General features: G+C 48.4%; 23 protein-coding genes and 1 other annotated feature. All 23 genes read right to left on the bottom strand.

From position 1 onward, the window contains the following. Positions 1–66: 66 nt before the first annotated feature. Positions 67–927 carry a M50 family metallopeptidase gene (locus Q0V21_RS27185; RefSeq protein WP_301881461.1) on the bottom strand — a complete coding sequence of 287 codons (861 nt, stop codon included), beginning with the start codon at positions 925–927 and terminating at the stop codon, positions 67–69. Beyond that, positions 920–1,804 (bottom strand): M23 family metallopeptidase, encoded by an 885-nt coding sequence (locus Q0V21_RS27180; protein WP_301881460.1) that lies wholly within the window; start codon positions 1,802–1,804, stop codon positions 920–922. The genes Q0V21_RS27185 and Q0V21_RS27180 overlap by 8 nt, the downstream gene beginning before the upstream one ends. A 225-nt stretch (positions 1,805–2,029) precedes the next feature. After that, the gene (gene minD / locus Q0V21_RS27175) at positions 2,030–2,824 is read right to left on the bottom strand and encodes a septum site-determining protein MinD (RefSeq protein ID WP_024633965.1); all 795 of its coding nucleotides are present in this window, start codon (positions 2,822–2,824) and stop codon (positions 2,030–2,032) included. Positions 2,825–2,827: 3 nt separating this feature from the next. Further along, positions 2,828–3,490: a septum site-determining protein MinC gene (gene minC / locus Q0V21_RS27170; RefSeq protein ID WP_024633966.1), complete on the bottom strand. Its 663-nt coding sequence runs from the start codon at positions 3,488–3,490 to the stop codon at positions 2,828–2,830. A 73-nt stretch (positions 3,491–3,563) separates the two neighbouring features. Next, positions 3,564–4,097: a rod shape-determining protein MreD gene (mreD, locus tag Q0V21_RS27165; RefSeq protein WP_024633967.1), complete on the bottom strand. Its 534-nt coding sequence runs from the start codon at positions 4,095–4,097 to the stop codon at positions 3,564–3,566. Continuing rightward, entirely contained in the window at positions 4,097–4,969 is an 873-nt protein-coding gene (gene mreC, locus Q0V21_RS27160) for a rod shape-determining protein MreC (protein ID WP_024633968.1), read from the bottom strand. Before mreC ends, mreD begins: the two co-directional genes overlap by 1 nt. A 189-nt stretch (positions 4,970–5,158) precedes the next feature. Further along, a complete protein-coding gene (locus tag Q0V21_RS27155) occupies positions 5,159–6,193 on the bottom strand; it encodes a rod shape-determining protein (RefSeq protein ID WP_063568116.1) in 1,035 nt (344 codons plus the stop codon). Between the two features lie 194 nt (positions 6,194–6,387). Then, positions 6,388–7,077, bottom strand: coding sequence for a RadC family protein (gene radC, locus Q0V21_RS27150; protein WP_024633970.1), 690 nt, complete (start codon positions 7,075–7,077; stop codon positions 6,388–6,390). 35 nt (positions 7,078–7,112) lie between these two features. Further along, the gene (locus Q0V21_RS27145) at positions 7,113–7,724 is read right to left on the bottom strand and encodes a Maf family protein (protein ID WP_079347334.1); all 612 of its coding nucleotides are present in this window, start codon (positions 7,722–7,724) and stop codon (positions 7,113–7,115) included. Positions 7,725–7,817: 93 nt separating this feature from the next. Continuing rightward, positions 7,818–8,060 (bottom strand): DUF4321 domain-containing protein, encoded by a 243-nt coding sequence (locus tag Q0V21_RS27140; protein ID WP_024633972.1) that lies wholly within the window; start codon positions 8,058–8,060, stop codon positions 7,818–7,820. Between the two features lie 145 nt (positions 8,061–8,205). Then, positions 8,206–9,411: an SPOR domain-containing protein gene (locus Q0V21_RS27135; protein ID WP_301881452.1), complete on the bottom strand. Its 1,206-nt coding sequence runs from the start codon at positions 9,409–9,411 to the stop codon at positions 8,206–8,208. 119 nt (positions 9,412–9,530) lie between these two features. Further along, positions 9,531–10,850 carry a UDP-N-acetylmuramate--L-alanine ligase gene (gene murC, locus Q0V21_RS27130; RefSeq protein WP_301881476.1) on the bottom strand — a complete coding sequence of 440 codons (1,320 nt, stop codon included), beginning with the start codon at positions 10,848–10,850 and terminating at the stop codon, positions 9,531–9,533. A gap of 56 nt (positions 10,851–10,906) precedes the next feature. Beyond that, positions 10,907–12,283: a bifunctional folylpolyglutamate synthase/dihydrofolate synthase gene (locus Q0V21_RS27125; protein ID WP_285078332.1), complete on the bottom strand. Its 1,377-nt coding sequence runs from the start codon at positions 12,281–12,283 to the stop codon at positions 10,907–10,909. Positions 12,284–12,360: 77 nt separating this feature from the next. Continuing rightward, complete coding sequence (locus Q0V21_RS27120; RefSeq protein WP_301881448.1) at positions 12,361–15,027, bottom strand: valine--tRNA ligase; 2,667 nt, start codon at positions 15,025–15,027, stop codon at positions 12,361–12,363. 58 nt (positions 15,028–15,085) lie between these two features. Then, positions 15,086–15,354: a binding site (T-box leader), on the bottom strand. Between the two features lie 156 nt (positions 15,355–15,510). After that, complete coding sequence (locus Q0V21_RS27115) at positions 15,511–17,073, bottom strand: LysM peptidoglycan-binding domain-containing protein (protein WP_301881446.1); 1,563 nt, start codon at positions 17,071–17,073, stop codon at positions 15,511–15,513. 135 nt (positions 17,074–17,208) lie between these two features. Then, a complete protein-coding gene (locus Q0V21_RS27110; protein ID WP_301881444.1) occupies positions 17,209–18,117 on the bottom strand; it encodes an RluA family pseudouridine synthase in 909 nt (302 codons plus the stop codon). Then, complete coding sequence (gene hemL / locus Q0V21_RS27105; RefSeq protein ID WP_301881442.1) at positions 18,114–19,418, bottom strand: glutamate-1-semialdehyde 2,1-aminomutase; 1,305 nt, start codon at positions 19,416–19,418, stop codon at positions 18,114–18,116. Before hemL ends, Q0V21_RS27110 begins: the two co-directional genes overlap by 4 nt. 120 nt (positions 19,419–19,538) lie before the next feature. Further along, positions 19,539–20,540 (bottom strand): porphobilinogen synthase, encoded by a 1,002-nt coding sequence (gene hemB / locus Q0V21_RS27100; RefSeq protein ID WP_301881441.1) that lies wholly within the window; start codon positions 20,538–20,540, stop codon positions 19,539–19,541. 105 nt (positions 20,541–20,645) lie between these two features. Beyond that, entirely contained in the window at positions 20,646–22,208 is a 1,563-nt protein-coding gene (cobA, locus tag Q0V21_RS27095) for a uroporphyrinogen-III C-methyltransferase (protein WP_301881440.1), read from the bottom strand. A 6-nt stretch (positions 22,209–22,214) separates the two neighbouring features. Then, positions 22,215–23,171: a hydroxymethylbilane synthase gene (gene hemC / locus Q0V21_RS27090; RefSeq protein ID WP_301881439.1), complete on the bottom strand. Its 957-nt coding sequence runs from the start codon at positions 23,169–23,171 to the stop codon at positions 22,215–22,217. 2 nt (positions 23,172–23,173) lie between these two features. After that, a complete protein-coding gene (locus Q0V21_RS27085) occupies positions 23,174–23,824 on the bottom strand; it encodes a precorrin-2 dehydrogenase/sirohydrochlorin ferrochelatase family protein (protein WP_301881437.1) in 651 nt (216 codons plus the stop codon). Between the two features lie 5 nt (positions 23,825–23,829). Then, positions 23,830–24,657, bottom strand: coding sequence for a cytochrome c biogenesis protein CcsA (gene ccsA, locus Q0V21_RS27080; RefSeq protein WP_024633984.1), 828 nt, complete (start codon positions 24,655–24,657; stop codon positions 23,830–23,832). 14 nt (positions 24,658–24,671) lie between these two features. Continuing rightward, positions 24,672–26,060 carry a glutamyl-tRNA reductase gene (gene hemA, locus Q0V21_RS27075; RefSeq protein ID WP_079347355.1) on the bottom strand — a complete coding sequence of 463 codons (1,389 nt, stop codon included), beginning with the start codon at positions 26,058–26,060 and terminating at the stop codon, positions 24,672–24,674. Positions 26,061–26,369: the final 309 nt, after the last annotated feature.

Here is a 26,369-nt window from a genome sequence, read left to right as displayed (position 1 = left end):
ATTCTGTATCTTTGCCATACTCATTGTACATGTATTAACCCATTTCAGGACAGATCCACCAAGATGCTACAACTTATCCGTGTCTTGTTTGAAATAAGAACCGATGATTCGCTGCTCAGGCAAAACGGCCATGATTCTTCCCTGTCTATTCATCACATATATCATATGGTATCTTTCTCTCTTAAATAGACGCAAAATAGACTCCAAAGGTTTCGCCGGAAATGAGATTATCGGCTGCGCCAAACTTCCTGCAGCTGCATGGCGGGTGAATGCACTCTCACGATTCATCAGAAATCGGATAAATCGATATGGAATATTTCGGTAATCAGTCACATTGGAATAGAACAGAAAAATCCCGATCAACAGAATATTTAACGGTAACCCGTAATCACCAGTAAACCAGCGACCCATGGCAACCAAAATAACCCCTGCGCTGCACAGAATGCTGATCCTGTAAGTCCACATCAATGTCGTATAGTAGGGAGCAGCCATACTAACGAGTGCCTGTACAATTTTACCGCCATCGAGCGGCAACACGGGTAACAGGTTAAAGAGGGCAATCAGCAGATTCCCTTGTATAATATAATCCAAAAAAACCGGGTCTCCCAAGTTTCCATACTTCAATAATAAAACGACTCCAACCATGAGTATATTTTGAAATGGGCCTGCCAACGCGATAATGATCTCCCGACGAGCTGTAATATTCCCGGCATCCTCAATAACGGCAACGCCGCCAAAAGGAAGCATCTGTATCGAAAGGACACGGCAGCCCAGAAGGGCTGCCGCTGCAGCATGTCCACATTCATGAATAAAAACGATGGCAAAAAGCGTGATGAGTTCAATAAAGTTTCCGGTTAACAGGGAGGCCATCATGATGATCACAAAAAAAGGGTGAAACGAGATACGCACCCCCCATAACCTAATCAAGGGCAACCACTTCCGCAGGGTCTACGTACTCCTCTCCCTCTTTTACAGCGAAATACAATGTGGCAGGTTGATCATTTCCAGTCTCCTTCAGGCTACCGACTGCGTCACCCGCTTCTACCCAATCATTCACCTGAACTTCACTTTCGTTCAAGCGTCCGTATATGGCTGTCACTTGGCCAGAGTGCTGGATTACAACCGTAGTTCCATTTTCCGGATCATCCAATACTTGAAGTACTCGTCCGGCATCTGAACTGACAACCTGAACTAGCCCAGTGCCGGCAGGTTCGGGAACAATTTCAATACCTTTCATGCTCAGTGCAAAAGGCTGAACAACGGTTCCAGAGATCGGTTTGCCCAAAAGGTGTCGAATACCCGAGCCGTTCACAGGATCAGTAGTATGTCCAAGAACAGGCAGGAATGAGGGTGTTCCGCCAAAGTGACGTTCGTACCATGCAGCGGCATACGCAAAGTCCATATCACGATGCAGCATATCAGCGATCACGGTTTTGGCAGGAGTCGTCCACGCGGTATTCAACTGAAATAATCCCCAAACGCCGCCAAATAATAAAATACTAACCACCGTTCGTCCCATGAAAGACTTCATCAGATTGAAGCGTGGATGGCCGCCAGGACCAAAATGCCCATTCTCTTTTTTCCACAGCCATTCCGGATCTCTTTCCTGTTCTGCCAGTGAAGATCTTGCCGTTCTTAGATTTTCTTGTATATCCATAGCCGAGAGAGGCTTACGTTGCGCTGATGTACGCTTATCAGATACCGGGCCCGATTCTCGCTGCTGCATAATTTCCTCCGTCGCACCATCCATCAGCCGCCGAATGCGCTCTTCTCTTCTCTGCTTGATTCTGAGTTTCGTATTCATGGAATATCCTCCCGCCGAGGCTTGTTTACTACATCCTATGAGGGGCCCGTTCATAATATGAACAAGCTTCGGCTGGAAGCAAAAATAACCCCACAATGTGGAGCCCTTACTTGAAGTACATATCCGTTCTATACAAGACACCTTTAATAAAATGCCCCATAATAATCAAAAAGCCGGGCTTGAGGGCCGCGGCTGTCATACAAGAATGCGATAAGGACGAACGAGTTAACCCATTCCAAAAAACTTTTTGAAACGTGAAAAGGCACCCTTTTTCTGCTCCAATTGCATCAAGGGAACGGTATCCCCCAGAATACGACGGGCAATATTCCGATAGGCAATGGCCGCAAGTGAATCCGGATTCATTACTGTAGGCTCTCCTGAGTTAGCTGCCTTGATAACAAGCTCATCATCAGGAACGATCCCGATCAGATCAATATTAAGTACTTGTAAAATGCCGTCAATGTCAAGCATGTCGCCTGATTTGACCATATTGTTGCGGATACGGTTCACGACCAGTTTTGGTGATTGAATATGTGAACTCTCCAGCAAACCAATGACACGGTCCGCATCACGGACAGCTGCATTTTCTGGTGTAGTGACCACAATCGCCTGGTCCGCTCCTGCAACCGCATTTTTGAACCCTTGCTCAATTCCGGCTGGACAATCAATAATGACGTATTCAAAATCTTTTTTCAATTCGAGGATAATGTCCTTCACCTGTTCGGGTGACACAGAGTTCTTATCTCTCGTTTGTGCTGCAGGCAGCATATACAATTCTTCGAAACGTTTATCTTTGACCAAAGCCTGATTCAGTCGGCAGCGGCCGTCTGCAACGTCGCACAGATCATAAATGATCCGGTTTTCGAGTCCCATCACGACATCCAGATTGCGAAGGCCGATATCGGTATCTACCAGACAAACCTTTTTGCCGAGCAGCGCCAGCGCTGTCCCGATGTTTGCCGAGGTGGTTGTTTTACCCACGCCGCCTTTACCCGAAGTGATCACGATCGCCTCTCCCATGAGCTACACTCCTTTAAACACATTAAAATCTCGGCGCAACCGAACGATATTGCTCATCTTGTCGATCTGCATCTGATTGTCCTGTAAATAAGCAAATTCCATTCCGGTCTCTCGGCTCTCCCACTCATCGGGAGGACGGCTGATGATGTCAGCGATCCGCAGCTGCGTCGGTGCAAATACCGAAGCGGCAATGATCGAGTCTTCGTCCCCACCAATTCCAGCGTGAGCCATGCCTCTGAGTGAACCCAAAACATATATATCTCCGGTACACGTTACTGTGCCCCCCGGATTGATATCTCCAAGAAACAGTAGATTCCCATCATGATGAAGCACCTGGCCAGAACGTACCATACCACACATGGTCACAATCGGCGGCGGCCCTTTAACCTCTGGTTTAAGGGCCGGTGAGTCGATGGAACGAATGAGCAAATTCCCTTTTTGTTTCAATATATCAAGAATTGCTTCTTTCTGGTCCTCTGTCACTTCACGGCTGCCCAGTTTGATATCCACATGAACAATCGGTCCGGTCAAAATATTTTGATGGCTGTGTTCCAGCTTATAGCGGAGCTCGTAGAGCAATTCCTCGAATTCACATTGATCGTCCAACAGGAAAACCAGGCCGTCTCGGATGCCTTTAATCGTTACGTGATTCGATTTTACCGTCATAAGCCTGTCCCTCCCATCTCATTACATTTCGTGCCCGGGTCCCCAAGTTCCTGCTTCCCACTCCAAAAATGGTTCAAGAAGCTTCTTGTGCTTTGCTCTTTCTCTTACCAATCCGCTCCAGTTGTTTCCGAAGAGGAACATAAATGATCAGGGCGAACACAAAATGAATGAACAAATTGGGAATCATGTATTCAAGCAGCGCCCAGTCAAATGTCACGTGATTGAGTTGGAAGAGCTTATACAGAAAGAATAACATGGTATCATTCAGCAGACTTCCTAAAAGGACGACGGAAACCATCACTGGCAGTGGTGCACGCGGAGCTTGGAAAATAAGTCCCATCATATATGCTGAGAGTCCCATAGAAAATCCGTATGGTCCAATCATTTCGCCGTAAAATACGACGTCATGCAGCAGTCCAAAAAATATGCCAAGCACCAACGCCGTGTGCCGATGATGATATACAGCGATAAATAAAATTACGATGTAAACCAGATTCGCAGAAATGCGCATTTGCCAACCCGAAGGAATGAGTAACGGAAGAATCGTTCCTTCCGCAATGAACAACACGAACAGCAGCAGGAATAAGACTTGCTTGCGCGTCACCATTATTCTTTTACCTCAGGCGGGATAATCACAATCAGCTCTTTCCAGTCCAGAAAGCTTGCGTATGGTTTAATTGTAGCTGTTTGTGTTAAGCCATATTCGCTTTTCTCAACCTTTTCCACTTCTCCGATACGCATGTACTTTGGAAAATTGTTAATAATCCCGGAGGAGATAATTTCATCCCCTTCTTTGATATTTGAATCTTCTGAGATCTTGGTCATTTTGAGCATGCCGGACTTCGGATCATAACTCTCGATCATACCAAACACTTTTTCTTTACCAACCGCTGTAGCTGCAATGGCATTGGATGTTGGATCATTGGCGTCCATGGAAGTCAACAGATTAACTGTGGACGTATATGAGCTGACATGACTAACGACCCCAACCAGCCCTTCCTGCGAAGTGACAGCCATCCCAGCCTTAATTCCCGCATTTTCACCAATGTCGATATTAATCGTTCTGCTGTTCGGGTCGGAATTGGCACTGATAACTTGAGCAATTCGTGAACCGTAGTTATACCGATTTTTTTGTTCCTCGGTAAAATTGAGAGCTTTCTGGAGCTGTTCATTTACCTGTTCCATATCATTGTATTTCAGCCGATCCCGGGTATAGTGACCCATCGCAATGCGAAGCTCTTCATTTTCTTGATATACCGTACGCATGTTCGCCAAATCTTTAAAAAAGCCCGCTACAGAAGAAGCGGGCTTGTAAAATACGTATTGTACAAATCCGACAGAATCCTTCAGGAATTTCTCCGGCCAGGATAGAGCGGTTCGCGGACCGAGCGTAAAGCCCATTAACGCGATAAATGTAACAAGGCCCACCAGCAAAACAAAAAGTCTTTTGTTACCCAGCAGTTTAAACAGTTCGACCACCCTCTAACATCCATTATTCTCTTCCGAGCCATGCCCGGCGGGGAGACTGTCAGACTTATAGTCCCTTCGAGAATATCAGTCCATTCTCCCCGGGTATGCGGGTAATAGCTCTCCCAGCCTAAGCCAGGTCCTCTTCGTTGATATCATTCCCCTTGGTCGATAAGCGAGCCAAGCAGAAGGAGATATCAATTATCGTTTGGAGCGAACTGCCGAACTGCTTCTGCTCTTGAACAAATGAATATTCTCAAGCGCTTTACCTGTTCCGATTGCAACGCAATCGAGCGGGTTCTCTGCTACGATAACAGGCATTCCTGTCTCACCAGCAAGCAGCTTGTCCAGATTGCGAAGCAATGCGCCGCCACCTGTGAGGACAATACCACGGTCCATAATATCTGCTGCCAGCTCAGGAGGACATTTCTCCAATGTTACTTTTACAGCTTCAACAATGGCATTCACCGTATCCGCCAGAGCTTCGCTGATTTCATCCGATGTAATCGTAATCGTCTTCGGCAGACCTGTAACGAGGTCGCGTCCACGAATTTCCATGGTTTCCACTTGCTCAAGCGGCATAGCTGATCCGATATCCATCTTCAACTGCTCCGATGTACGTTCACCGATCATCAGATTATATTGGCGTTTAATGTATTGAATCACGGACTCATCCATCTCGTCACCCGCTACACGAACCGAACGACTCGTTACAATCCCGCCCAGGGAGATAACAGCCACTTCTGTTGTACCGCCACCAATATCGACAACCATGCTTCCCGTTGGTTCCCATACCGGAAGATCTGCACCGATTGCTGCTGCAAAAGGCTCTTCAATTGTGTAGGCTTCACGCGCACCGGCTTGTTTTGTTGCATCTTCAACGGCACGTTGTTCTACCGCAGTAATCCCGGATGGTACACATACCATCACGTTAGGATGACGCTGGAACATGGAGCGTTGCTTCTGCGCCTCACGGATGAAGTATTTGATCATCGTTGCCGTTGTATCGAAATCGGCAATAACGCCATCTTTCATTGGACGAATGGCACGAATGTTACCTGGTGTACGTCCAATCATTTTCTTGGCGGCTTCACCTACTGCCTCGATGGTTTTTGTATCTGTCCGTATAGCGACAACCGAAGGTTCGCGCACCACAATTCCTTTTCCACGTACATAAACCAAAGTATTCGCTGTCCCCAAATCAATACCCAAATCTTTCGTAAAACCACCAAACATGACGTAATCTCCTTTTCTGCCTCATATAGCCGCCCCAGTTCATCAAGAGCGTTTCATTTTCATTCCCACCACAATGGCGGAGCTAATATTCGCATTTGTTTTGTGTTGCATTGCTTTGCATGTGTAAAGTGAACCTATCTTCTACGGACAACGCCGTCAACATTCATAGGAAAACATCAACGCCAACCATTATATTATACTAAGCCCTTCTCCTTCAAACTTACGTACGTTCCATCTCCGATAATAATGTGATCCAGCACGTCTATGCCAACAATTGCGCCGGCTTCGATCAGTCTTTTGGTTATTTGGATGTCCTCTGGACTAGGCGTAGGATCACCACTGGGATGGTTGTGTGCGCACACAATAGATGCGCTGCTGCATTTGATGGCAGCCCGGAACACTTCACGCGGATGTACAATCGAAGCGTTAAGGCTACCCATGGAGAGTGTTTCCTGGGCAATAATGTGGTTTTTGCTATTCAGGAAAAGACACACAAAGTGTTCTTTCTGCAAGTAACGTAATTGTTCGGTAAGGATATCGGCCGCATCACGAGGCGTACGGATGGAAGTGGACTGTGTAAGTCTGCTCTTCGCAATCCGATGACCAAGCTCAATGCTGGCTTTCAGCTGTACAGCCTTGGCCATGCCGATTCCCTTCATCGCAGTCAGTTCTTCCAGGCTCAGATCCATCAACGAGCGAATTCCACCCGCTTCGGTCAGAATCCGCTGTGCCATATGCACTGCAGATTCCTGTCTTGTACCCGTTCGAAGTAAAATCGCCAGCAATTCAGCATGGCTTAAGGCGCCCGCCCCGTATTCCATCATGCGTTCTCTCGGGCGTTCTTCCTGGGGGATGTCGCGCATCATATATTGAGGCGACTCCATATGTTCCCTCTTTTCAGATCGTCAATTGCGGAATTTCATGTACGCGGCAGTACATGTATGCCGAATCCATCCAGCATATCGCTAAGCAAGGACAACGGTAGGCCCACCACATTAAAATAACATCCTTCAACACGGTCTATCAGTGAAGCACCAATGCCCTGAATGGCATATGATCCTGCCTTGTCCGAAGGCTCCCCGGTCTGAACATACGCACGAATCGTAGCTTCAGACAGTTCCTTCATCGTTACATCAGTCTGTCGATACTGAACCATAGATTGCCCATTGTTTGCATCAATACAGGCTACTCCCGTGAAAACACGGTGTACACGTCCCTGTAGACGAGATAACATACGTTCAGCGTCCGCTTCGTCTACGGGTTTGCCAAGAATATCACCGTCCAGAACGACAACTGTGTCACTACCCACGATAACCGCATCCTGTTCACGGCCTTCCAGCCCACGATAAACGGCAAGCGCCTTACGCATCGCAAGCTCCTGTACCGTCTGTTCAGGAGTCCATTCCGGCGGTGTATCTTCATCGGCATGACTTGGTATTACTTCAAAAGCTAGATGGAGTGATGCGATCAGTTCTTTACGCCGTGGCGAAGTGGAAGCCAGAATAATGCGACGCTGTTTTGTTTTATCCAAAATAACCGGCCCCTTATGCTACGGCGACAATCCTATCGGATCACGCTAGTAGATATCATTTTTTTAGTTTCTTCGTCAAAATTCGTCATTCTCCTATAACCTGCGATACAGCCATACAGCAGCAATAATACCAATCAGACTCAGGAGGCTCATTTGAAATTGAAGTGAAATATCATAACTGATAATATCCAGATCAGCCTGCGGCGACCAACGAATGGTCGTGGCTTTCGTTAGAAAGGCAACGGCCTTTACAGGCTGCAGTGCCTTGGCGATCCACGCACCGGCCAGCCAGCCGAGCAGCAGAAACAGCAATAACATGCCGAAGTTTTTTTTCATCGGTGATCTTCCCTCGCCATTTTTTGACACCCACATTATTATACGGGGTTTTGTACGTCAATACAAACACAAATCCGGCAAGGGGAACTATTTCCAGTTCCTTGCCGGACAGGTATTTCAAGGCTGTGTTATGGGAAAGCATTGATTACTGTTTTATCGCCTCAAGCCATTTTTTTTGCTGTAATACATATTCCATCAGATCAGACTGTACAGACCACATATGCACATTCGCCGGATTTTTGTTGTATTCGGCAAGTGCAGTTACCGCACTGTTCATCGATTTTTCCATCGCGGATACATAGGGTTGTACGTCTGCACTCAGACCCGGTGCAATACTATTCAAACCAGTGAGCCAGAGTTCATGCTGGTTCTGTAGTGCGGTCATCGTTTCGGCTGAAACAGCTTCAGGAACAGCTTGACCGAGCTTCTGGATCGAGAGGGTAGACAGTTGTTCTACCAAAGTTGATCCACTTGCGAAGAACTGCTGAACATCCTCTGCTTTTCCGCCGAATACTGCTAGATTCACTTCAGGGTTGACGATTTCCTTGACGTACAGTTCCACACCTTCGGCCTTAAGCCTTGTGCTAAGCAGCTTGGCCTCCTCACGGTCAGCCGAAATGCCTGCGTATACCCGATTACCATCCTCCGGGTCGGAGCCTGCTGCAATGCCTGCCTGGGACAATTCCACCTTCGCCTGTTCAGCGCGTTCAGGAGAACTGAATACACCGTATTGCAGTGCATAATAACTGCCGCCTGTAGTTGCTGCTTGGAGCTGCTGTTCCGAACCAGCCACTCCCCCCTGACCTGTCACAGCCGACACCGCCTGATTGGCGGGAATCTTGCTCCCAGGATCTACGGCCCCTTCCCGATTGAAAAAAGAAAGAATAACCATCCCGAAGAGGGCCCCGGTTACAAGTGCACCGGTAACTGAACCAATCATTTTCCAGCCCCTCGGGGGACGATTTCGCTTATAAGAGTAATTTTCACTATCTGCAATCCAATTATGATCACCATAATTCTCGTCCGATCTGCTCTCGTCCTCATCTCCCGGATATGCAGTAAGGTGATTATAGTTGTATTCGGGCTCATCAAGTATCTCATTCTTGTCCGTTCTTTGGTAAGGTTCAGGTACAGTGGAGCCTGTCAGCATCGTCTCTCCCCAGTCTCCGGGTATATCCTCTGGTGTCCATGAAGGCGTTGTATTTAACCGCGTTGGCGTTGGCGTCGGTGTTGGACTGTGCGGAATTTCTTCACTCAAAGCGGCAAATGTGCTGGATGTGGGTATCCCCTTGTTTTCAGGCTTGTCCGACTCGTTATCCCCAAAGCGAAACGTCATTCTAGCATTGCTCACCCCGTACCCTCTCCTTTGTCCCATTTATAACAGCTATATGCGGAGAGAATCTGAAACATTCCATTTCATGCAAAAAACCGCCCGCTTCGAAATGAAGTCAGACGGTTTTAAGGATGTAATTATTTCAACCCTTTGGCAAGTGTATCGCCAACTTTCCAGATATCACCTGCACCCATTGTGAGCACAAGATCACCTGGCTGAAGTCGGTGCTGCAAATCTGCAACAACTTCTTCCTTTGTCGGAAGATAACGCGCAGTAGCATTACTGTTCTGAACGATAAGTTCAACCAGTCTGGCCGAGTGCACACCTTCAATCTGTTTTTCACCCGCAGGGGAATAGATATCGGTAATGAGAACCTCATCCGCTTCTGCAAAGGCGCGACTAAACGCATCAAGCAGGAAGAACGTACGTGTGTAACGCTGCGGCTGGAATACTGCAATGATACGTTTCCCTGTCGCTTTGGCTGCACTGATCGTAGCCTCAATCTCGGTCGGGTGATGAGCATAATCATCAATAATCAGCATATCACGCGCCTCACCCAGCACCTGGAATCTGCGTTTCGCTCCATGGAACTGGATAATGGCAGCCGTAATTTTCTCGAATGGAATACCTGCTTCCAAGCATGTGATGACCGTAGCCATCGCATTATAAACGTTATGTTTACCTGGAACGGACAACTCCACCGTACCCAAAGCATTCCCCTCGTGGTTCATTGTAAAGGAAATTCGGCGATCACCAAGCACGATATCTGTTGCTGTATAATCAGCAGCATGGTCAATGCCGTATGTGGTCACCCGTGATTTTAACGCTGGCAAAATAGCTTGAACATTTTCGTCATCAGAACATACAATGGCCGTACCCTCTGGACGAATTTGACTCAGGAACTGCACATAAGCCTTTTTGAGTTCCTCAAAATCACTGTTGTAATTCTCAAGGTGATCCGCTTCAATATTCGTTACAATACCTAGCCAAGGGTGATACTGCAAAAATGAACCGTCGCTTTCGTCTGCCTCCGCAACAACCCAGTCGCCCTGGCCTGCCTTGGCGTTAGTACCCACGTTCATGATTTCTCCGCCAATGATGTATGTCGGGTCTGTATCACATTTATCCATAACGAGTGCAATCATGGATGAAGTGGTTGTTTTGCCATGAGCCCCCGCCACAGCCACACCCTTGCGCTCGTTCAGCAAACGCGCCAGCATCTGGGCGCGATGCAGAATCGGGATGTTCAGCTGTTCGGCTGCCACACGCTCCACATTATCAGCCGGAGCTGCCGTAGAGTAGACAACCAGGTCTGCCCCATTTACGTGCTCTGCCGTATGTCCGATATATATTTTCGCTCCCTTGGCTGCCAGCTTCTCGGTCAACTCCTGTGAAGCGACATCCGATCCGGTAACGGTGTATCCCATCTCAAGCATAACTCTCGCGATGGCACTCATGCCATATCCGCCAATCCCTATAAAATGAACGTGTTCCGATGTATTTAACAAAACTTTCACCAACCTTTTTCAGAATCGGTTTGATGCAAAAGGGCTGCCCGCACATCTGCAATCAGGTACAATGTGCCGGACACCACCCCCAGATCTTCCGCTTCCGTCCGTGACTTCAATAGATCAAGTGCCTTTGCCCATTCAGGCTCGACGATGATTTCCAGCTCCGGTTTCGCAATGGCGGGACGTACCCGTTCGACAATCTGCAGCAATTCGGCTGCAGCCATTTTGCGTCGGAAATCTGGCTCGGTCAGGATCAGCGTATCCACTAGTGGTAGTATATGCTGTAAATACGCTTCGTGATGCTTATTCGCCAGCATGCCCATCATCAAAATTAACTTGTTGTGAGGATATACTTCGATAATGCTCTTGGCCAATGATTCAGCCCCTTCCGGATTATGTGCTCCATCCAGTACAATTCGGGGTTCATCAACAACTTTCTCAAACCGGCCTGCCCAGAAGGCATTCTCCAGTCCAAGCGCAATATCTTCGTCATCCAGCATAAATGCCATGTATTGCCTAAGTAACTCAAGTACCATAAGCGCACCCGCTGCATTTTCGCATTGATGTATGCCTTGCATGCGTATGCGAGCGTCCAGATCACGGAACGGTCCTGTAAAATGAAAGGATTGACCGTTCTCATCACTGTCCAGTCTATGATAGGAGAAACGATCTCCTGCCAGATACACGGTTGAACTTAACCGTTTTGCGGTCTCCCGAATCACCTTCACAGCCTCTGGCTGCGTAGCACAGGTAACAACGGGTACCCCCGCCTTAATAATGCCTGCCTTCTCTCCTGCAATCGCCTCAATCGTATCTCCCAGTACATCCGTATGGTCCATACCGATATTGGTAATGACCGATATCACGGGTGTAACAATGTTCGTTACGTCCATCCTTCCCCCGAGCCCTGTCTCCCATACCACAATGTCCGGGTAGCATTCTTCCGCATAATACAGAAGGGCGAGTGCCGTGGAAACCTCAAACATTGTAGGTGATCCAAGGGGAGTTGTAGCCATCTCTTGGACTAATGGATACAGGCGGTTCGAGATTTTGAGCAAAGTTTCTTCAGGAATATCCTCACCGTTGTACTGAAAACGGTTTGTGAACTTGGTGATATAAGGGGATGTATACGTTCCAACATCATATCCCGCCTGAAGCAGCACTGACGTCAAAAAAGCGCAAGTCGAACCTTTGCCGTTCGTTCCCGCGACATGAATAAATTTGAGACGCTGGTGAGGATTGCCCAGCAATGACATCAATCCCTCGATTCGTTCCAATCCGGGTCGGATGCCGAAAGGAATAAGGCCATTGATCCAGTTGACTGCCTCGTCATAGGTAAGTAAAGGAGCTGCTATTTCTGTCCCGTTAAGTTCCGTCATATGATTCACCTTTGGTTTGAGTTTGGTTGAAAAAAGCGGCCGGATGGCGCAAAAGCACTCCATCCGACCCGAATACATTAACCTTTCAGTTCCTTGATTCGTGCAATCACTTTATCCCGTTTGTCGGAATAATCCGCTTGCTTGGCGCGCTCTTCCTCGATGACCTTGGCAGGAGCCTTGGCAACAAAGCCTTCGTTCGCCAGCTTTTTCTCCACACGGAGTACTTCGCCCTCAAGGTTCTGCAACTCTTTCTCCAGACGAGCCACTTCCTGATCAATATCAATAAGGCCCGCCAGCGGCAAGTAAAGCTCAGCCCCAGTAATGACAGCAGTCATTGCTTTATCCGGTGAGCTCAGATCCAGGCCGCTGTCGAACTCGGACGTATTACAGAAACGTTTGATGTAATGGCTGTTGCGTTCAATGATGCTGGATGTCTCTTCGTTGTTCGCTTTCACCATCAATTCGATTTTCTTGCTCATAGGTACATTCACTTCTGCACGGATGTTTCGCACTGCACGGATGGTATCCATAAGCAGATTCATCTCAGCAACAGCTTCTGGGTTCTCCAATGCAGGATCATATACCGGCCAGGAAGCCAACGTGATCGTCTCGCCCTCATGCGGCAGATGCTGCCAGATTTCTTCCGAAATGTAAGGCATGAACGGATGAATCAGGCGCATGGTCTGATCCAGCACATAAGCAAGCACCGATTGTGTTTTCTTCTTGGCAACCGGATCTTCCCCATAGAAGGACAACTTCGCAAACTCGATATACCAGTCACACAGGTCATCCCAAATAAAGTTATACAGCAAACGGCCTGTTTCTCCAAATTCATATGCTTCGATTAGACGCGTAATATCACGAGAAGTTTCGTTCAGGCGGTGCAAAATCCAGTAATCCGCTGTTCCAAGATCTCCACTAATATCGCGATCTTCATAGGTGAACCCTTCCAGATTCATCAGGGCGAAGCGTGATGCATTCCAGATTTTGTTCGCAAAGTTACGAGCCTGTTCCACACGCTCCCAGCGGAAACGGAGATCCTGCCCCGGAGTGCTGCTGGTAGAGATCATGTAACGCATAGCATCCGCGCCATATTGCTCAATCACATCCAGCGGATCAACACCGTTGCCAAGCGATTTGGACATCTTGCGTCCGTCTGCATCACGAACAAGACCGTGCATCAGCACATCTTTGAACGGAACCTCTTCCGTGAACTCCAGAGCGGTAAAGATCATGCGCGCCACCCAGAAATAAATAATGTCATACCCTGTTACTAATACACTTGTCGGGTAATAACGTTTCAGATCTTCCGTGTCTTCCGGCCAGCCTAATGTAGAGAACGGCCATAATGCAGAGCTGAACCATGTATCCAGAACGTCTTCATCCTGTCTCAGCTTGCGCCCAGCGTATTCTGGCAGTGTTGTCGGATCTTCAGCAGATACAATAACTTCTCCGGTCTCCTCGTCATACCAGGCAGGAATACGATGACCCCACCACAATTGACGAGAGATACACCAGTCACGAACATTCTCGATCCAGTTCAGATACGTTTTCTCAAAACGATCCGGAACAAAACGAACCCCTTCACCGCTTTGTTGCTTCTCAATCGCTTTTTCCGCGAGCGGCTTCATCTCAACAAACCATTGTGTCGACAAATACGGCTCAACGACAGCTCCTGTCCGTTCGCTGTGTCCAACCTGATGCGTGTGATCCTCGATGTTGATCAATACGCCCTGTTCTTTCAGATCTGCAACGATTTGCTTGCGGCAGTCACTGCGATCCAGTCCCTGATATTTGCCTGCGTCGGCATTCATCGTACCGGTCTCATCCATCACCGTAATCTGTGGCAGATCATGACGGAGGCCCACTTCGAAGTCATTCGGATCATGAGCAGGCGTAATTTTCACGGCGCCACTTCCGAAATCTTTATCTACATACTCATCTGCAATAACCGGAATTTCGCGTCCGATGATAGGCAGCACAAGCACTTTGCCAATCATATCTGCGTAACGCTCATCCTTCGGATGAACAGCAACTGCCGTATCTCCCAGCATCGTTTCCGGGCGAGTTGTCGCTACTGTGACATAACCACTTCCGTCTTTGAGCGGATAACGCAGGTGGTACAAGTGACCCTGAACTTCTTTATATTCAACCTCGATGTCGGACAATGCAGTCCGGTTTACCGGGTCCCAGTTAATAATTCGTTTGCCTCGATAAATGAGGCCTTTTTCATACAGTTGAACAAACACTTTACGCACAGCCTGAGATAAACCTTCGTCCAGCGTAAAACGTTCACGCGTATAGTCGAGCGACAAGCCCATTTTGCCCCATTGCTGACGAATAGTTGTTGCATACTGGTCTTTCCAGTCCCATACTTTCTCCAGAAACTTTTCGCGTCCCAGATCATAACGAGTCAGACCTTCTTCACGCAATTTCTGCTCGACTTTGGTTTGGGTAGCAATCCCTGCATGGTCAGAACCCGGCAGCCACAGTGCATCATAGCCCTGCATCCGCTTGGTACGAATCAGAATATCCTGCAGTGTGAAATCGAGCGCATGCCCAATATGGAGCATTCCGGTTACGTTCGGGGGTGGGATTACAATCGTATAAGGTTCAGCATCTTTACGCTGGCCTGCCTTGAAATATCCATTTTCCATCCAAGTGGAATACCATTTTTGTTCCGCAGCTTTCGGATCATACGTGGTCGGCATTTCTGTTGCAGCTGAATTTTTTTGTTCAGACATGTGTCATTCCTCCGTTACTTATTCATCATCGCCAAAAAACAAAAAAACCTTTCATCCATCAAAGGACGAAAGGTTAGCTTTCGCGGTACCACCTTTGTTTCACGCAGATAGAAAGACAGACTTCCCCTCCTATACTTACGTGACACTTCAAGCAGATAACGGCTGCGACCGGCCCATCCTACCTCAGGTATGAATGACTCATCCCTTGTATTCAAACAGGCAACTCCCGGGCGACTTCGATCAGTTGGTTCCTACGGAATTTCCCAGCGTTACAATCCCGCTCTCTGAAAGGTCATACTGTCTACTACTCCCGATCCACGTTGTTCTTCAAAAAACCTAAACACATCATACCCTGCCCGTGCCCGATAGTCAACCTGACAACAGCGGAAAAAGCGCGCTGCAATGCAGGTTGAGGGCAGATAAAGCAAAAACCCGCCATCCTCAAGGGATCACGGGTCGAAATGGACATTAACCTACCTGCAGTTAAGGGATATATAGAATCTGCCCTTCTTCCACAACCTGTTCGGATAATCGATTATACAACTGGAGCTCTCTGGTACTTAACTGATATCGGTCTGCAATCGTATCCAGTGTCTCTTCACGCTGTACAATGCATAATTTCACCTTACGAAACGGGGTCTGATCCACAAGGGTGCCGAGAAACAGGTTCTTCCACTCTACATCATCAGGCTGATATGCTTCTTCCTGCAGTTCTCCAGCGAGTGCCTCTTGCTCCCGTTCAGCTTCCGCCTCACGTGTCACTCTGCCAGAGGATAACAAGGAGGAGATGCCTACGCCCTCTGCCTGTTTTGGTGCAGACTCTCTCTTGCTGCCAAAAGCAACCTTGAGCTCCGGCTTGTCTTCCGTTTCAGCCACAGGTTCAGGGATAAAGGCTTCTTTTTCTTCAGCGGACTCATTGGTGTCCGATACTTCATGAGGTTTGTATTCTTCCGAAATTTCCGGTTCAGATGTTGCGAAGACATCCTGCCAGTTCTCCGACTGGGAATTTGCCGGGACATCTGCTACCGCCTGCTCCTCTTGTTTGGATTCAGATCGGGCAGATTCAAAATGCCAAACGTTCGGTGCTGCTGGTTCATCAGAAGGCTTTGAGACCAATTTGGAATCGGCCTGCTCCGAGTTCCTTGAGTTCGTATGTAAGGTCTCGACGGAAGGCTCGGACCAAACTGACGACTCTTCAGTCAGAGGAAGCAGAGGCTCAGATTCAGGGTAAGAAGCCAACCTGTCGGCTGTCTCCGCCAAAAAAGACGAAACTGGAGAAGGCGTTTCGGATACATTCGATTTCGCTTCATCCTCTTTGTTCCTCAAGGACAAGGACTCTTCGTTTTCAGCCGATATTGGGCTTGGCTGCGCGTAACCAGCCCCTTGCTGCCCGTTCTGAAACTGCTCAGGAGAAACTTGATATAGATGTGCCTGCTGCGACTCCTCTTCATTCCGTGCCGTCTCATCTCCAGCAGAAGGATCAACGAATCCCTGACTGCCATAGGCAGGCTCTGCTGTACTCGTAAGCCCTTCCTCTTCGCTCCGTTGAAGCAGGTATTCCTGAGCAAATACATTGGGATCGCTGCCTGTCTGCTCCAGTTGAGCTGAACGGTCACTCTGCTGAGGGTCAGGCGAATGTACAACGGTAAACTCATCTGCTGACCAGACCTGCGGCTCCTCCACCGGGAAGCCCTCAATGCCGCGAAGCGACAATACGCCTGTAATATTCAAACTTCGGTTGGATAACAAATCGACATCAAAATTTTCAATCTCAATGGAAATATCCTCAAGCGATCTTACCCGGTTCAGGGGTACCGTGATCTCCACCGGGATAAAATGTTTGAGTTCCTCCGAGATCTCGTTCTCTCCCCGATACGCACCCGTCAGCAAAAGATGGCCTCGCAATGTTGCATGATCATCCTGACCTATCACCTGAATGCGAGGATAAAGCTCAATTTCCTCCAGTTCCTCAATCGCAGGGACTCCCTCTGACAAATGAACGCGCTCATAAATATCGAACCGCAAACCATAAGGTTGATTCAACAAAGGTGGCGTCCTCCTTTCGGCATATGTTCACCATGATCCTTCTCATGGGACTGATCCATGGTCCAAATCCTTCGTTACCCCATCTATATGCCTTGAATGAGATGAGCATGCCACCTTTTGTGCAAACCTTTCCGTTTATTGGTCCTTGCCTTCACGTTGTGCCAGTTGTTCGAGATCCGCCGGCCAAGGGTCAACCACTTCAATTCGTACGCCGGTCAGCGGATGGGTAAAACTCAGTGTCTCACCATGAAGCGCCTGTCGGCCAATTGAATCCTTTCTGCCCCCATATAACTCATCCCCTATGAGGGGGTGTCCTGCATAACTTAAATGCACCCGAATCTGGTGTGTGCGTCCTGTATCCAGTGTCAGCCGTACAAGAGTAGCTCTATCCCATACCTCCACGATCTCCACATGGGTTACCGCTTCCTGCCCACCTTCCGAGACACGTCTGCGTTGCTTGTGGTGCCTGTCCTTCCCGATCGGAGCATCAATCGTATTCAACTCTGTGGATATCTGACCGCCTGCAATGGCGACATAATGGCGTCCAATGTCTTTACGCCGCATCGCTTCATCCAGTTTAACGAGAGCAAAGGCATTTTTGGCATATAAAACAGGTCCTGTCGTGTCCTCGTCCAGACGATGAACATGGCGTACATTCGCCTGAATATTATTCATTTCGTAGTAGGAGGCTACCGCATGATCCAGCGTAATCGCTTGATCCGCACGGCTCCCATCAGGATGCAGCTTCATTCCGGCAGGTTTGTGCACAACCAGGCAGAAATCATCCTCATACAAAACTTCAATATCCGCCCAACTCGGTTCAACGTCAATCGGCTGAGACGCAAAAAGGGCCAGCCGAAGCCGGTCCCCTGCCAGTTGTATGCCCTGGTTCGTCTTTAGCTGACGCAGCAATTTCTCCGGAAACTGAAGTTCAGACAGAAGCCATTGCTCTGCAGCAGCCTGTCTGTCTGGACTGCCTGTCACCACTTTGCCTGGCATCAGTTCAAGCCAGTCCCCACGGCGTTTCCAACTTTTAATCGTCATAATGATTGAAGAGCCTTACGGTTTGCCTCAATCGTATCGTCAATATCCTGCTCCGTATGCACGCCAGAGACAAACATGCCTTCGTATTGAGAAGGGGCAACACTTACACCTTGATCAATCATGGCCGCAAAGTAACGACGGAATTGATCCAGGTTGCTTTCTTTGGCAATATCATAATTCGTAACGGGAACAGCACTGAAAAATGGACAAACCATTGAACCAACACGGTTAATCGTAATCGGGATGCCCGTCTCTGCTGCATTCTTTTCAAACCCAGCCTGCAAGCGTGCAGACAGCGTCTCCAAACGGTCATAGACCTCTGGCGTCAGCAATTTGAGCGTGGTATAACCTGCTGCCATAGCCAGCGGATTGCCGCTCAATGTACCTGCCTGATAGATCGGTCCGGTTGGAGCAATTTGTTCCATCAGATCGCGTCTGCCGCCATAAGCGCCAACCGGAAGTCCGCCACCGATGACTTTACCCAAGCAGGTCAGGTCAGGTGTAACGCCGTATCTCCCCTGCGCACAGTTCAGTCCCACACGGAAACCGGTCATGACTTCGTCAAAAATGAGCAGACTGCCGTACTGAGACGTCAAACTGCGCAGGCCTTCAAGGAAGCCCGAAACAGGAGGCACAACGCCCATATTACCTGCAACAGGTTCCACAATGACGGCTGCCAGTTCTTCACCGTAACGTTCAAAAGCAAGCTTCACCGACTCCAGGTCATTGTATGGAACCGTAATCGTATTGATAGCCACACCTTCAGGAACACCCGGGCTGTCAGGCAGACCCAGTGTTGCTACGCCAGATCCTGCTTTGATCAGCAAGCTGTCGGCATGCCCGTGATAGGAGCCTTCAAACTTCAAAATTTTACTGCGTCCTGTTACCCCACGTGCCAGACGAATCGCACTCATTGTTGCTTCCGTACCGGAATTCACCATCCGCACAATATCGATCGAAGGCACTCGTTCACAGACGAGTTTTGCCATCTCTGTCTCCAGCAGCGTTGGCGCACCAAAGCTGGTTCCTTTAAGTGCTGTCTCACGCAAAGCTTCTACAACATCAGGATGTGCATGTCCCATAATGAGCGGACCCCAGGATCCCACATAATCAATAAAAACATTGCCATCAATATCATAGATTTTGGAGCCTTCTCCGCGCTCTGCATAGATCGGGGTAAGCCCAACCGATTTGAACGCCCGAACCGGGCTGTTTACACCCCCAGGTATGTACTGTTTGGCTTCTTCAAATGCGCTGCGCGAGCGCTCATCATTACGACGAGTTCCTTGTTGTGCAGTCATGAACATCCTCCTTAGTGATGAGGCCCCTCCAAACTTATTGGATGAGGCCTTTTATATTTTTTGATAAATCATAATAAGTTTTGTTCATCCTAGCTGTTATTGAAGCAAGCTAATTACTTCTTATTTCTCTGACAACCAGCGTGAAGCGTCTTTTCCGTAGTACGTAATAATCATATCTGCACCCGCACGTTTCATACTCAGCAGAATTTCCATCGCCACTTTCTTCTCATCAATCCAGCCTTGAATCGCGGCTGCCTTCACCATGGCATACTCTCCACTTACGTTGTAAGCAACCAGTGGAAGATCGAATTGGTCCTTGATCGTACGTATGACATCCAGATAGGAAAGCGAAGGCTTCACCATCAGCATGTCCGCTCCTTCAAGCACATCCGTTTCGGCTTCACGCAATGCTTCACGGGCGTTCGCCGGGTCCATCTGATACGACTTGCGATCTCCGAATTGCGGCGTAGAATCCGCAGCTTCGCGGAATGGACCGTAAAATGCCGACGCATATTTCACCGAGTAGGACATAATCGGAATGTGACTGAACCCATTCTCATCGAGTCCGGCACGGATCGCTTGAACGAAACCGTCCATCATGTTGGAAGGAGCAATAATGTCCGCGCCTGCCTTGGCCTGGGATACTGCCGTTTTCACGAGCAGATCCAGCGATTCGTCGTTGAGAACATCTCCGCATATGTGACCGTCCACTTCTACGGTATGCACCATGCCGCAATGACCATGATCCGTGAATTCACACAGACAGGTATCAGCAACAACCAGCAGCTCAGGATACCAGGATTTAATCAGCTTCGTCGCTTCCTGCACAATCCCATCTTCCGCGAATCCAGACGAACCGACACTGTCTTTGGTTTCGGGAATACCGAATAACAGCACAGCCGGAATACCCAACTCGGCAATCTCCTTCACTTCTTCCTGCAGACGATCCAGCGAGAAGCGGAATACGCCCGGCATGGATTTGATCTCGGATTTTACATTTTCACCATAAGTCACATAGATCGGTTGGATAAAGTCATCCACAGTCAAATGGGTCTCTCTCACCATATTTCGAATACCTGTGGATTGACGTAAACGGCGATGCCGTACAATTGGAAAACTCATATGTGTGAAACCTCCCTAAATAGTTATATAGTGCAAAAAGCGAAGCGCGCCGGTATCGTAATGATTCAGCACGCTTCATCTATCGATTGCGTTCAATTTATATGTTCAACGGGGAAAGGCAGCTGCCGTAGCAGGCTTTCGTTCCCACTCACACAAGACAGAGATGAGGCTCTCAATCGTTGCTTCTTCAGCCATCATGGTGACCTTCAAGCCTGCTGCTTCTGCCGTGTTCGCTGTAACAGGCCCGATACAAGCAACCTCTACGTTTTTCAATAAAGGCAAGGGATCCTGTAATCCCATCCGTTTTAGAATGTTCAGGAAATTAGTAACGGTGGATGAGCTCGTGAAAGTCATCGCATGAATGCCGCCCTCTTCGAGCAGCTTCAGCAGTTCATCGTCATCCTCGCCAGCCAGGATGGTGTCATAGATAATGGCCTCGGTGACCAAAAGCCCTCGCTCCCTCAACTGTTCCGGCAACCAGGTGCGAGCAAGATCTCCGTGCGGAAGCAGCACCTTCTGGCCTTCCTTCAGCTCACTTTCGAAAGCCTCCAGCATGCCTTCGGCCTGAAAAGGTCCTGGGATGACCTCGGCAACGATGCCGTACTTACGCAATGCCTCCCCAGTGGAAGGTCCTACCGCAGCAATTCTCGCTTGATGGAGCGCACGGACATCCTTCCCCTGCTGCTCCAAATGACGGAAGAAGAAATCCACCCCGTTCACACTCGTGAAAAATACCCAGTCAAACGTATTTAACGCACCAAAAGCCTGTCTGACACTTTCCTGTGCCGACTCCGTTGATGGCATTACGGTCTCGATCACCGGAAATTCATAAGGTTCACCGCCAAGCTCCTCAATCCGGTTCACTAATTCACTAGCCTGACTGCGTGCCCGCGTTACCAGAATGCGTTTGCCAAACAGCGGCAGTGCTTCCGCCCATTTCAACTGCTCACGCTGGTTCACCACCTCACCTACAACAATGACAGCGGGCGGTTGGAAGTTTGCAGCAATGACTTTTGCTTCGATATCTTCTAGCGTGCCTGTTATCGTTTCCTGCTCTGCTCTTGTGCCCCAGCGAACCAATGCCACCGGTGTTTGTGCCGGGCGTCCATGGCGAATCAACTGTTCACTGATATATCCAATTTTGGAGACACCCATCATAAATATAAGTGTGCCTGTTGCATTCGTCACTTTATCCCAATGGATGCTGCGATCAAGCTTGTCCGGACTCTCATGCCCCGTAATGATGGAAATGGAGGAAGCATAGTCGCGGTGGGTCACAGGTATTCCGGCGTAAGCAGGTACACTTATGGCTGAGGTTACACCAGGTACAATTTCAAAAGGAACGCCATTTTTGCGTAGCAAGTCAGCCTCTTCGCCTACGCGTCCAAATATCGTCGGGTCTCCCCCTTTAAGTCGGACCACAACCTTACCTTCCAATGCAAGATCAACCAATAGCTGGTTGATTTCTTCCTGCTTCATCGTATGTCGATCCGGGCGTTTACCCACATATATCTTAACCGCGCCGGGCTTCATTTGTTTGAGTAGTCTTGGACTGGCCAATCGATCATACACTACTGCATCCGCTCTACCGATTGATTCCCAGCCCTTTACTGTAATCAGCTTGGCGTCCCCTGGACCTGCACCAACCAAAAAGACCTTTCCCACCATGTCTCTTCATCCCCTAACTTCTGCCAGTATCTGCTCTGCTCCCCGTTCAATCAATCTCCAAGCCACTTCTTCACCAAGACGAACCGGATCTTTGCCCGTCAAGGCTTCTTTAAGAATCAGCCCGCCATCCGGCGTTCCGACCATACCTGTTAATTGTAACGCGTTTTGTCCATTCGCGGAATCTGCATCTTGCTGTGGCACCCATACGGCATGAGCTCCAATCGGAACCTGACAGCCCCCATTCAATACACTAAGGAAGCGACGTTCAGCCAACACAGGAAATGCCGTTTCTGGGTCGTTGTACAACTGCAACAGATGAAGCAGTTCCGCATCTTCCTCACGGCACTCAATGCCGAGCGCACCCTGACCCACTGCAGGAAGACAAGCTTCCTCTGACAGATATTCCGTAATTCGATCCTGCCAGCCCATTCGATACAAACCTGCGGCAGCCAAAATAATGGCGTCCAGCCCTTCGGTCTCCAGCTTGCGCAGACGGGAATCAATATTACCACGAAGTGATTCAAGCTGCAGATCCGGACGGTATGCTTTCAATTGACTGGAGCGACGCAGACTGCTCGTCCCCACTCTTGCACCTTCCGGCAATTGATCCAAGGTAAGTCCACCATTCGAAATTAGTGCGTCACGGGGATCTGCCCGGCGAGGAACAGCTCCGTTCGTTAACCCTTCGGGCAACTCAGAAGGCATATCCTTCATGCTATGAACAGCCATATCTATCGTGCGATCCAGCATCGCCTGTTCAATCTCTTTGACAAACAGACCTTTGCCTCCAACTTTGGACAGGGTTACATCGAGAATCAAATCCCCTTTTGTAACGATTTTATGTACTTCAAAGTCAAACGCTAGTCCTTCTCGCTCACAAATATCACGTAAATCTTGAATTACATGGCCTGTCTGGGTCAAAGCAAGTGCGCTTTGTCTGCTTCCCACTTTTATTGTCCGCATGTCTACACGTCCTCCTGATTATGGGAAATCCAGTCCCCAATTTGTTCTTCTGTCCACCACTCAAACTGACCTGTACGGATATCTACCAGCACATTCATCTCGGTTAAACGACGGAGTAATTTCCCCCTGACTTCTGGAGAAGATACACGTGCCTTTACTTCCATCCTCATCTGATACAAAAATTCAATATACGTCTCGTACTCATCTCCGAATTGCTGTTCCAATGTGTCACGAATTTCTGCTGCGGCCACAGGCCCAGCTCCAGCAGTCGATATCGCAATGCTCAGCCTTCCACGCCTGACCACACTTGGTGTAATAAAGGTGCTTCGTTCAGAAGATATGGCGTCATTCACCAGTATACCCGCATCCTCGGCTTCTTGGACAACCGCTGTATTCACTTCACTATGGTCCGTTGCTGCATATACGAGAAAGGCCCCCCGCAAATCTCCATTGCGGTAGGACCGGGCCAGCCATTGAATTCGGGAATCAAGATGCAATTGTTGTAACGTTGGCGTAACTTCCGGACTAATCACCTTGATTTGCGCTTGCGCATGAAGCAGACCTTTTATTTTACGTTCAGCAACACGTCCGCCCCCAACCACGCAGCAAGACTTCCCTGATATATCTACAAATATGGGGGTGTAGCGTTCCATCTCCTTCACTCTCCCGTCCAACGATGAAACGCTGAATACGCATTGGATAAAAAACTGATAATGACAAAACCGTATCCGATGAGCGTCCATCTCGCCATAATGACTGTGGAGAACTGTTTCCTTCTCTTAAAGACGAAGTATCCCACATAAATCGCCATGGCAAGCCCTGTGGCAATAACCTTGAGATCCAAGAGCAGGCTCCAGCGCGTTTCGGCTACAATAGACAATACCGCGAGCATGATTGAAACACCAAGGAGAGGTGTGCCAATCAGTGTAGCACCATCCATATATTTGCTGATCACTTCCAGACTCGGCAGACGACGTACGGTATCATTCCACTTTTTATTCTTGAGCTTGCGGTGCAAAAACAGATATAACATGGCAAATACAGCACCAACCGTCAGAGCTGCGAAACCAAGATTCGCCAAGGTAATATGCATAATAAGCAATCCATGCACGGTCTGCCAATTATGCAGAGATATCTCGCCTGCTGTAAACCACAAACGGTTCAACACCGTAACCGAGAAACCAACCACGTTCAGCAACAAAATAACAAATTCAGAACGCTGGATACGGGTCATTACCAGGGACATCAGCACGATACTGAATGAAAATATAAACAAAAAATCAAACGTGGTGTAGATTGGAAAATGCCCTTCGGTTAACATGCGTAAAATGACATGGAGCACCTGAAGCGCCCATACAACAACAAGAAACCCTGTGCCTGTCCGCTTCGCCCCCGCATTGCGTCGAATGCAGTCCGAGAAATAGAACAGTAGGCTCAGGGCATACATATAGATTAAAGCTTCATAGATTTGTTCAGCTAGGGTCAAGCTGCCCACCCGCCTTATACGCCTGCCGGAGCATAAGCCGGCACGTGGTCTTGCCGGGAATCATTAAGATGAACGGCATCCGGTTTGCGCAGAGCCGTGGCGTCGCTCTGGTTTACTTTCTCAGCGGCCACCTCTACTGCATCCTCCAGAGCAAAGATCTGAGTAAACATGCGCAGTGCTTCATCACCGTGCTTGGTACCAGCCATTTCCTTAATCCGGTTGATCGGATCTGTCGTCATTTGATTCACGATACTTTTCGTCAAACGACGGATAACTTTACGCTGATGTTCATCCAGTTCAGGCAATTTATTGAACAGGCTATCCATCGTTTCTTCATGAATGGAAGCGCCTTTTTCCTGCAATGCCCGAATTACAGGCCGAACGCCCAATGTTTTGAGCCATTGATAATAGTCTTCCATCTCAAGTTCAATCATTTTCTCGATCTTCGCAGCTTCCACCTTACGCATCTCCAGGTTACTCTCCACGATTCCTTCCAAATCATCAATATCATAAAGGAATACATTGGATAACTCGCCGATCGCCGGATCAATATCCCGCGGAACAGCAATATCAATCAGGAACAGAGGGCGTGATTGACGACGCTTCATGCTCTCTCGAACAACGGTGGCGTCCAGTACATATCTTTCTGCACCCGTCGAGCTGATAACAATATCCACCTCGTTCAGTCGCTCTAATGCCTGCTCCATCGTACAAGGGGTCCCCCGAAACTTCGCGGCCAATTCCTCAGCTCGCGCAAGTGTTCGATTCGCTACAATGACTTCAGAGGCTCCGTTAGTATAAAGATGTTTTACTGTAAGTTCACTCATTTTGCCGGCACCCAGAATCAGCACCTTCTTATCCGTGAACATGCCAAAGATACGCTTGCCCAGTTCAACAGCAGCATAACTTACTGATACCGCGCTCTCTCCGATCGAAGTCTCCGAATGCGCGCGTTTCCCTAGTGTAACAGCCTGTTTGAACAGCATGTTAAACCAGGTCCCCGTAGCTTTCTCTTCCTGAGCTTTGAAAAAAGCCTGTTTCACTTGTCCAAGAATCTGAGTCTCGCCAATAACCATAGAGTCCAGCCCACAAATGACACGGAACAAATGGCGCATGGCTTGATCATCTTCATATATATATAAGTGTTGCGTAAATTCTTCCCGCGGAACATTAAACCACTGTTCCATGAACGTCCGAATAAAATAACCACACATGTGAAGACGGTCTACCACAACATACAACTCGGTACGGTTACATGTGGCTACGATTACACCTTCCAATACACTCTTGGTCAGCTTGAGCTGCTGCAGCGCTTCAGACAAGTCCTTTTCTGCAAATGTGAATCGTTCCCTAACCTCTACAGGCGCCGTGCGATAATTCAAACCAACGACAACGATGTGCATTGCAAGTTCACCTGCCTAATAAATTTCCAATCAAAGTGTTTTCTACATATGTTCATCCATTTATGATTGACATGGTTAATTATATCACACATCCATACAATGGCCGGGCCATTTTTATGAAATGTTTATGAAATCCACATGTAAATCATCTTATGCATTGTCATTTATTGTAGTGTCTCACCAATCTTCGCCCTTATGCGTTAAATACTTGTTTTAATAATAAAGATTCATGAAAACCCCATATAAAAAAATAGCCATGGAAGATTCCATGACTATTTGGGTTTAAGATGATTCTGGGTTCATCCCGAT

Origin of the sequence: Paenibacillus sp. 11B (genome assembly GCF_030487755.1) — a bacterium.
Lineage (GTDB): Bacteria > Bacillota > Bacilli > Paenibacillales > Paenibacillaceae > Paenibacillus > Paenibacillus vandeheii.
This window is presented reverse-complemented; position numbering and strand designations above follow the sequence as displayed.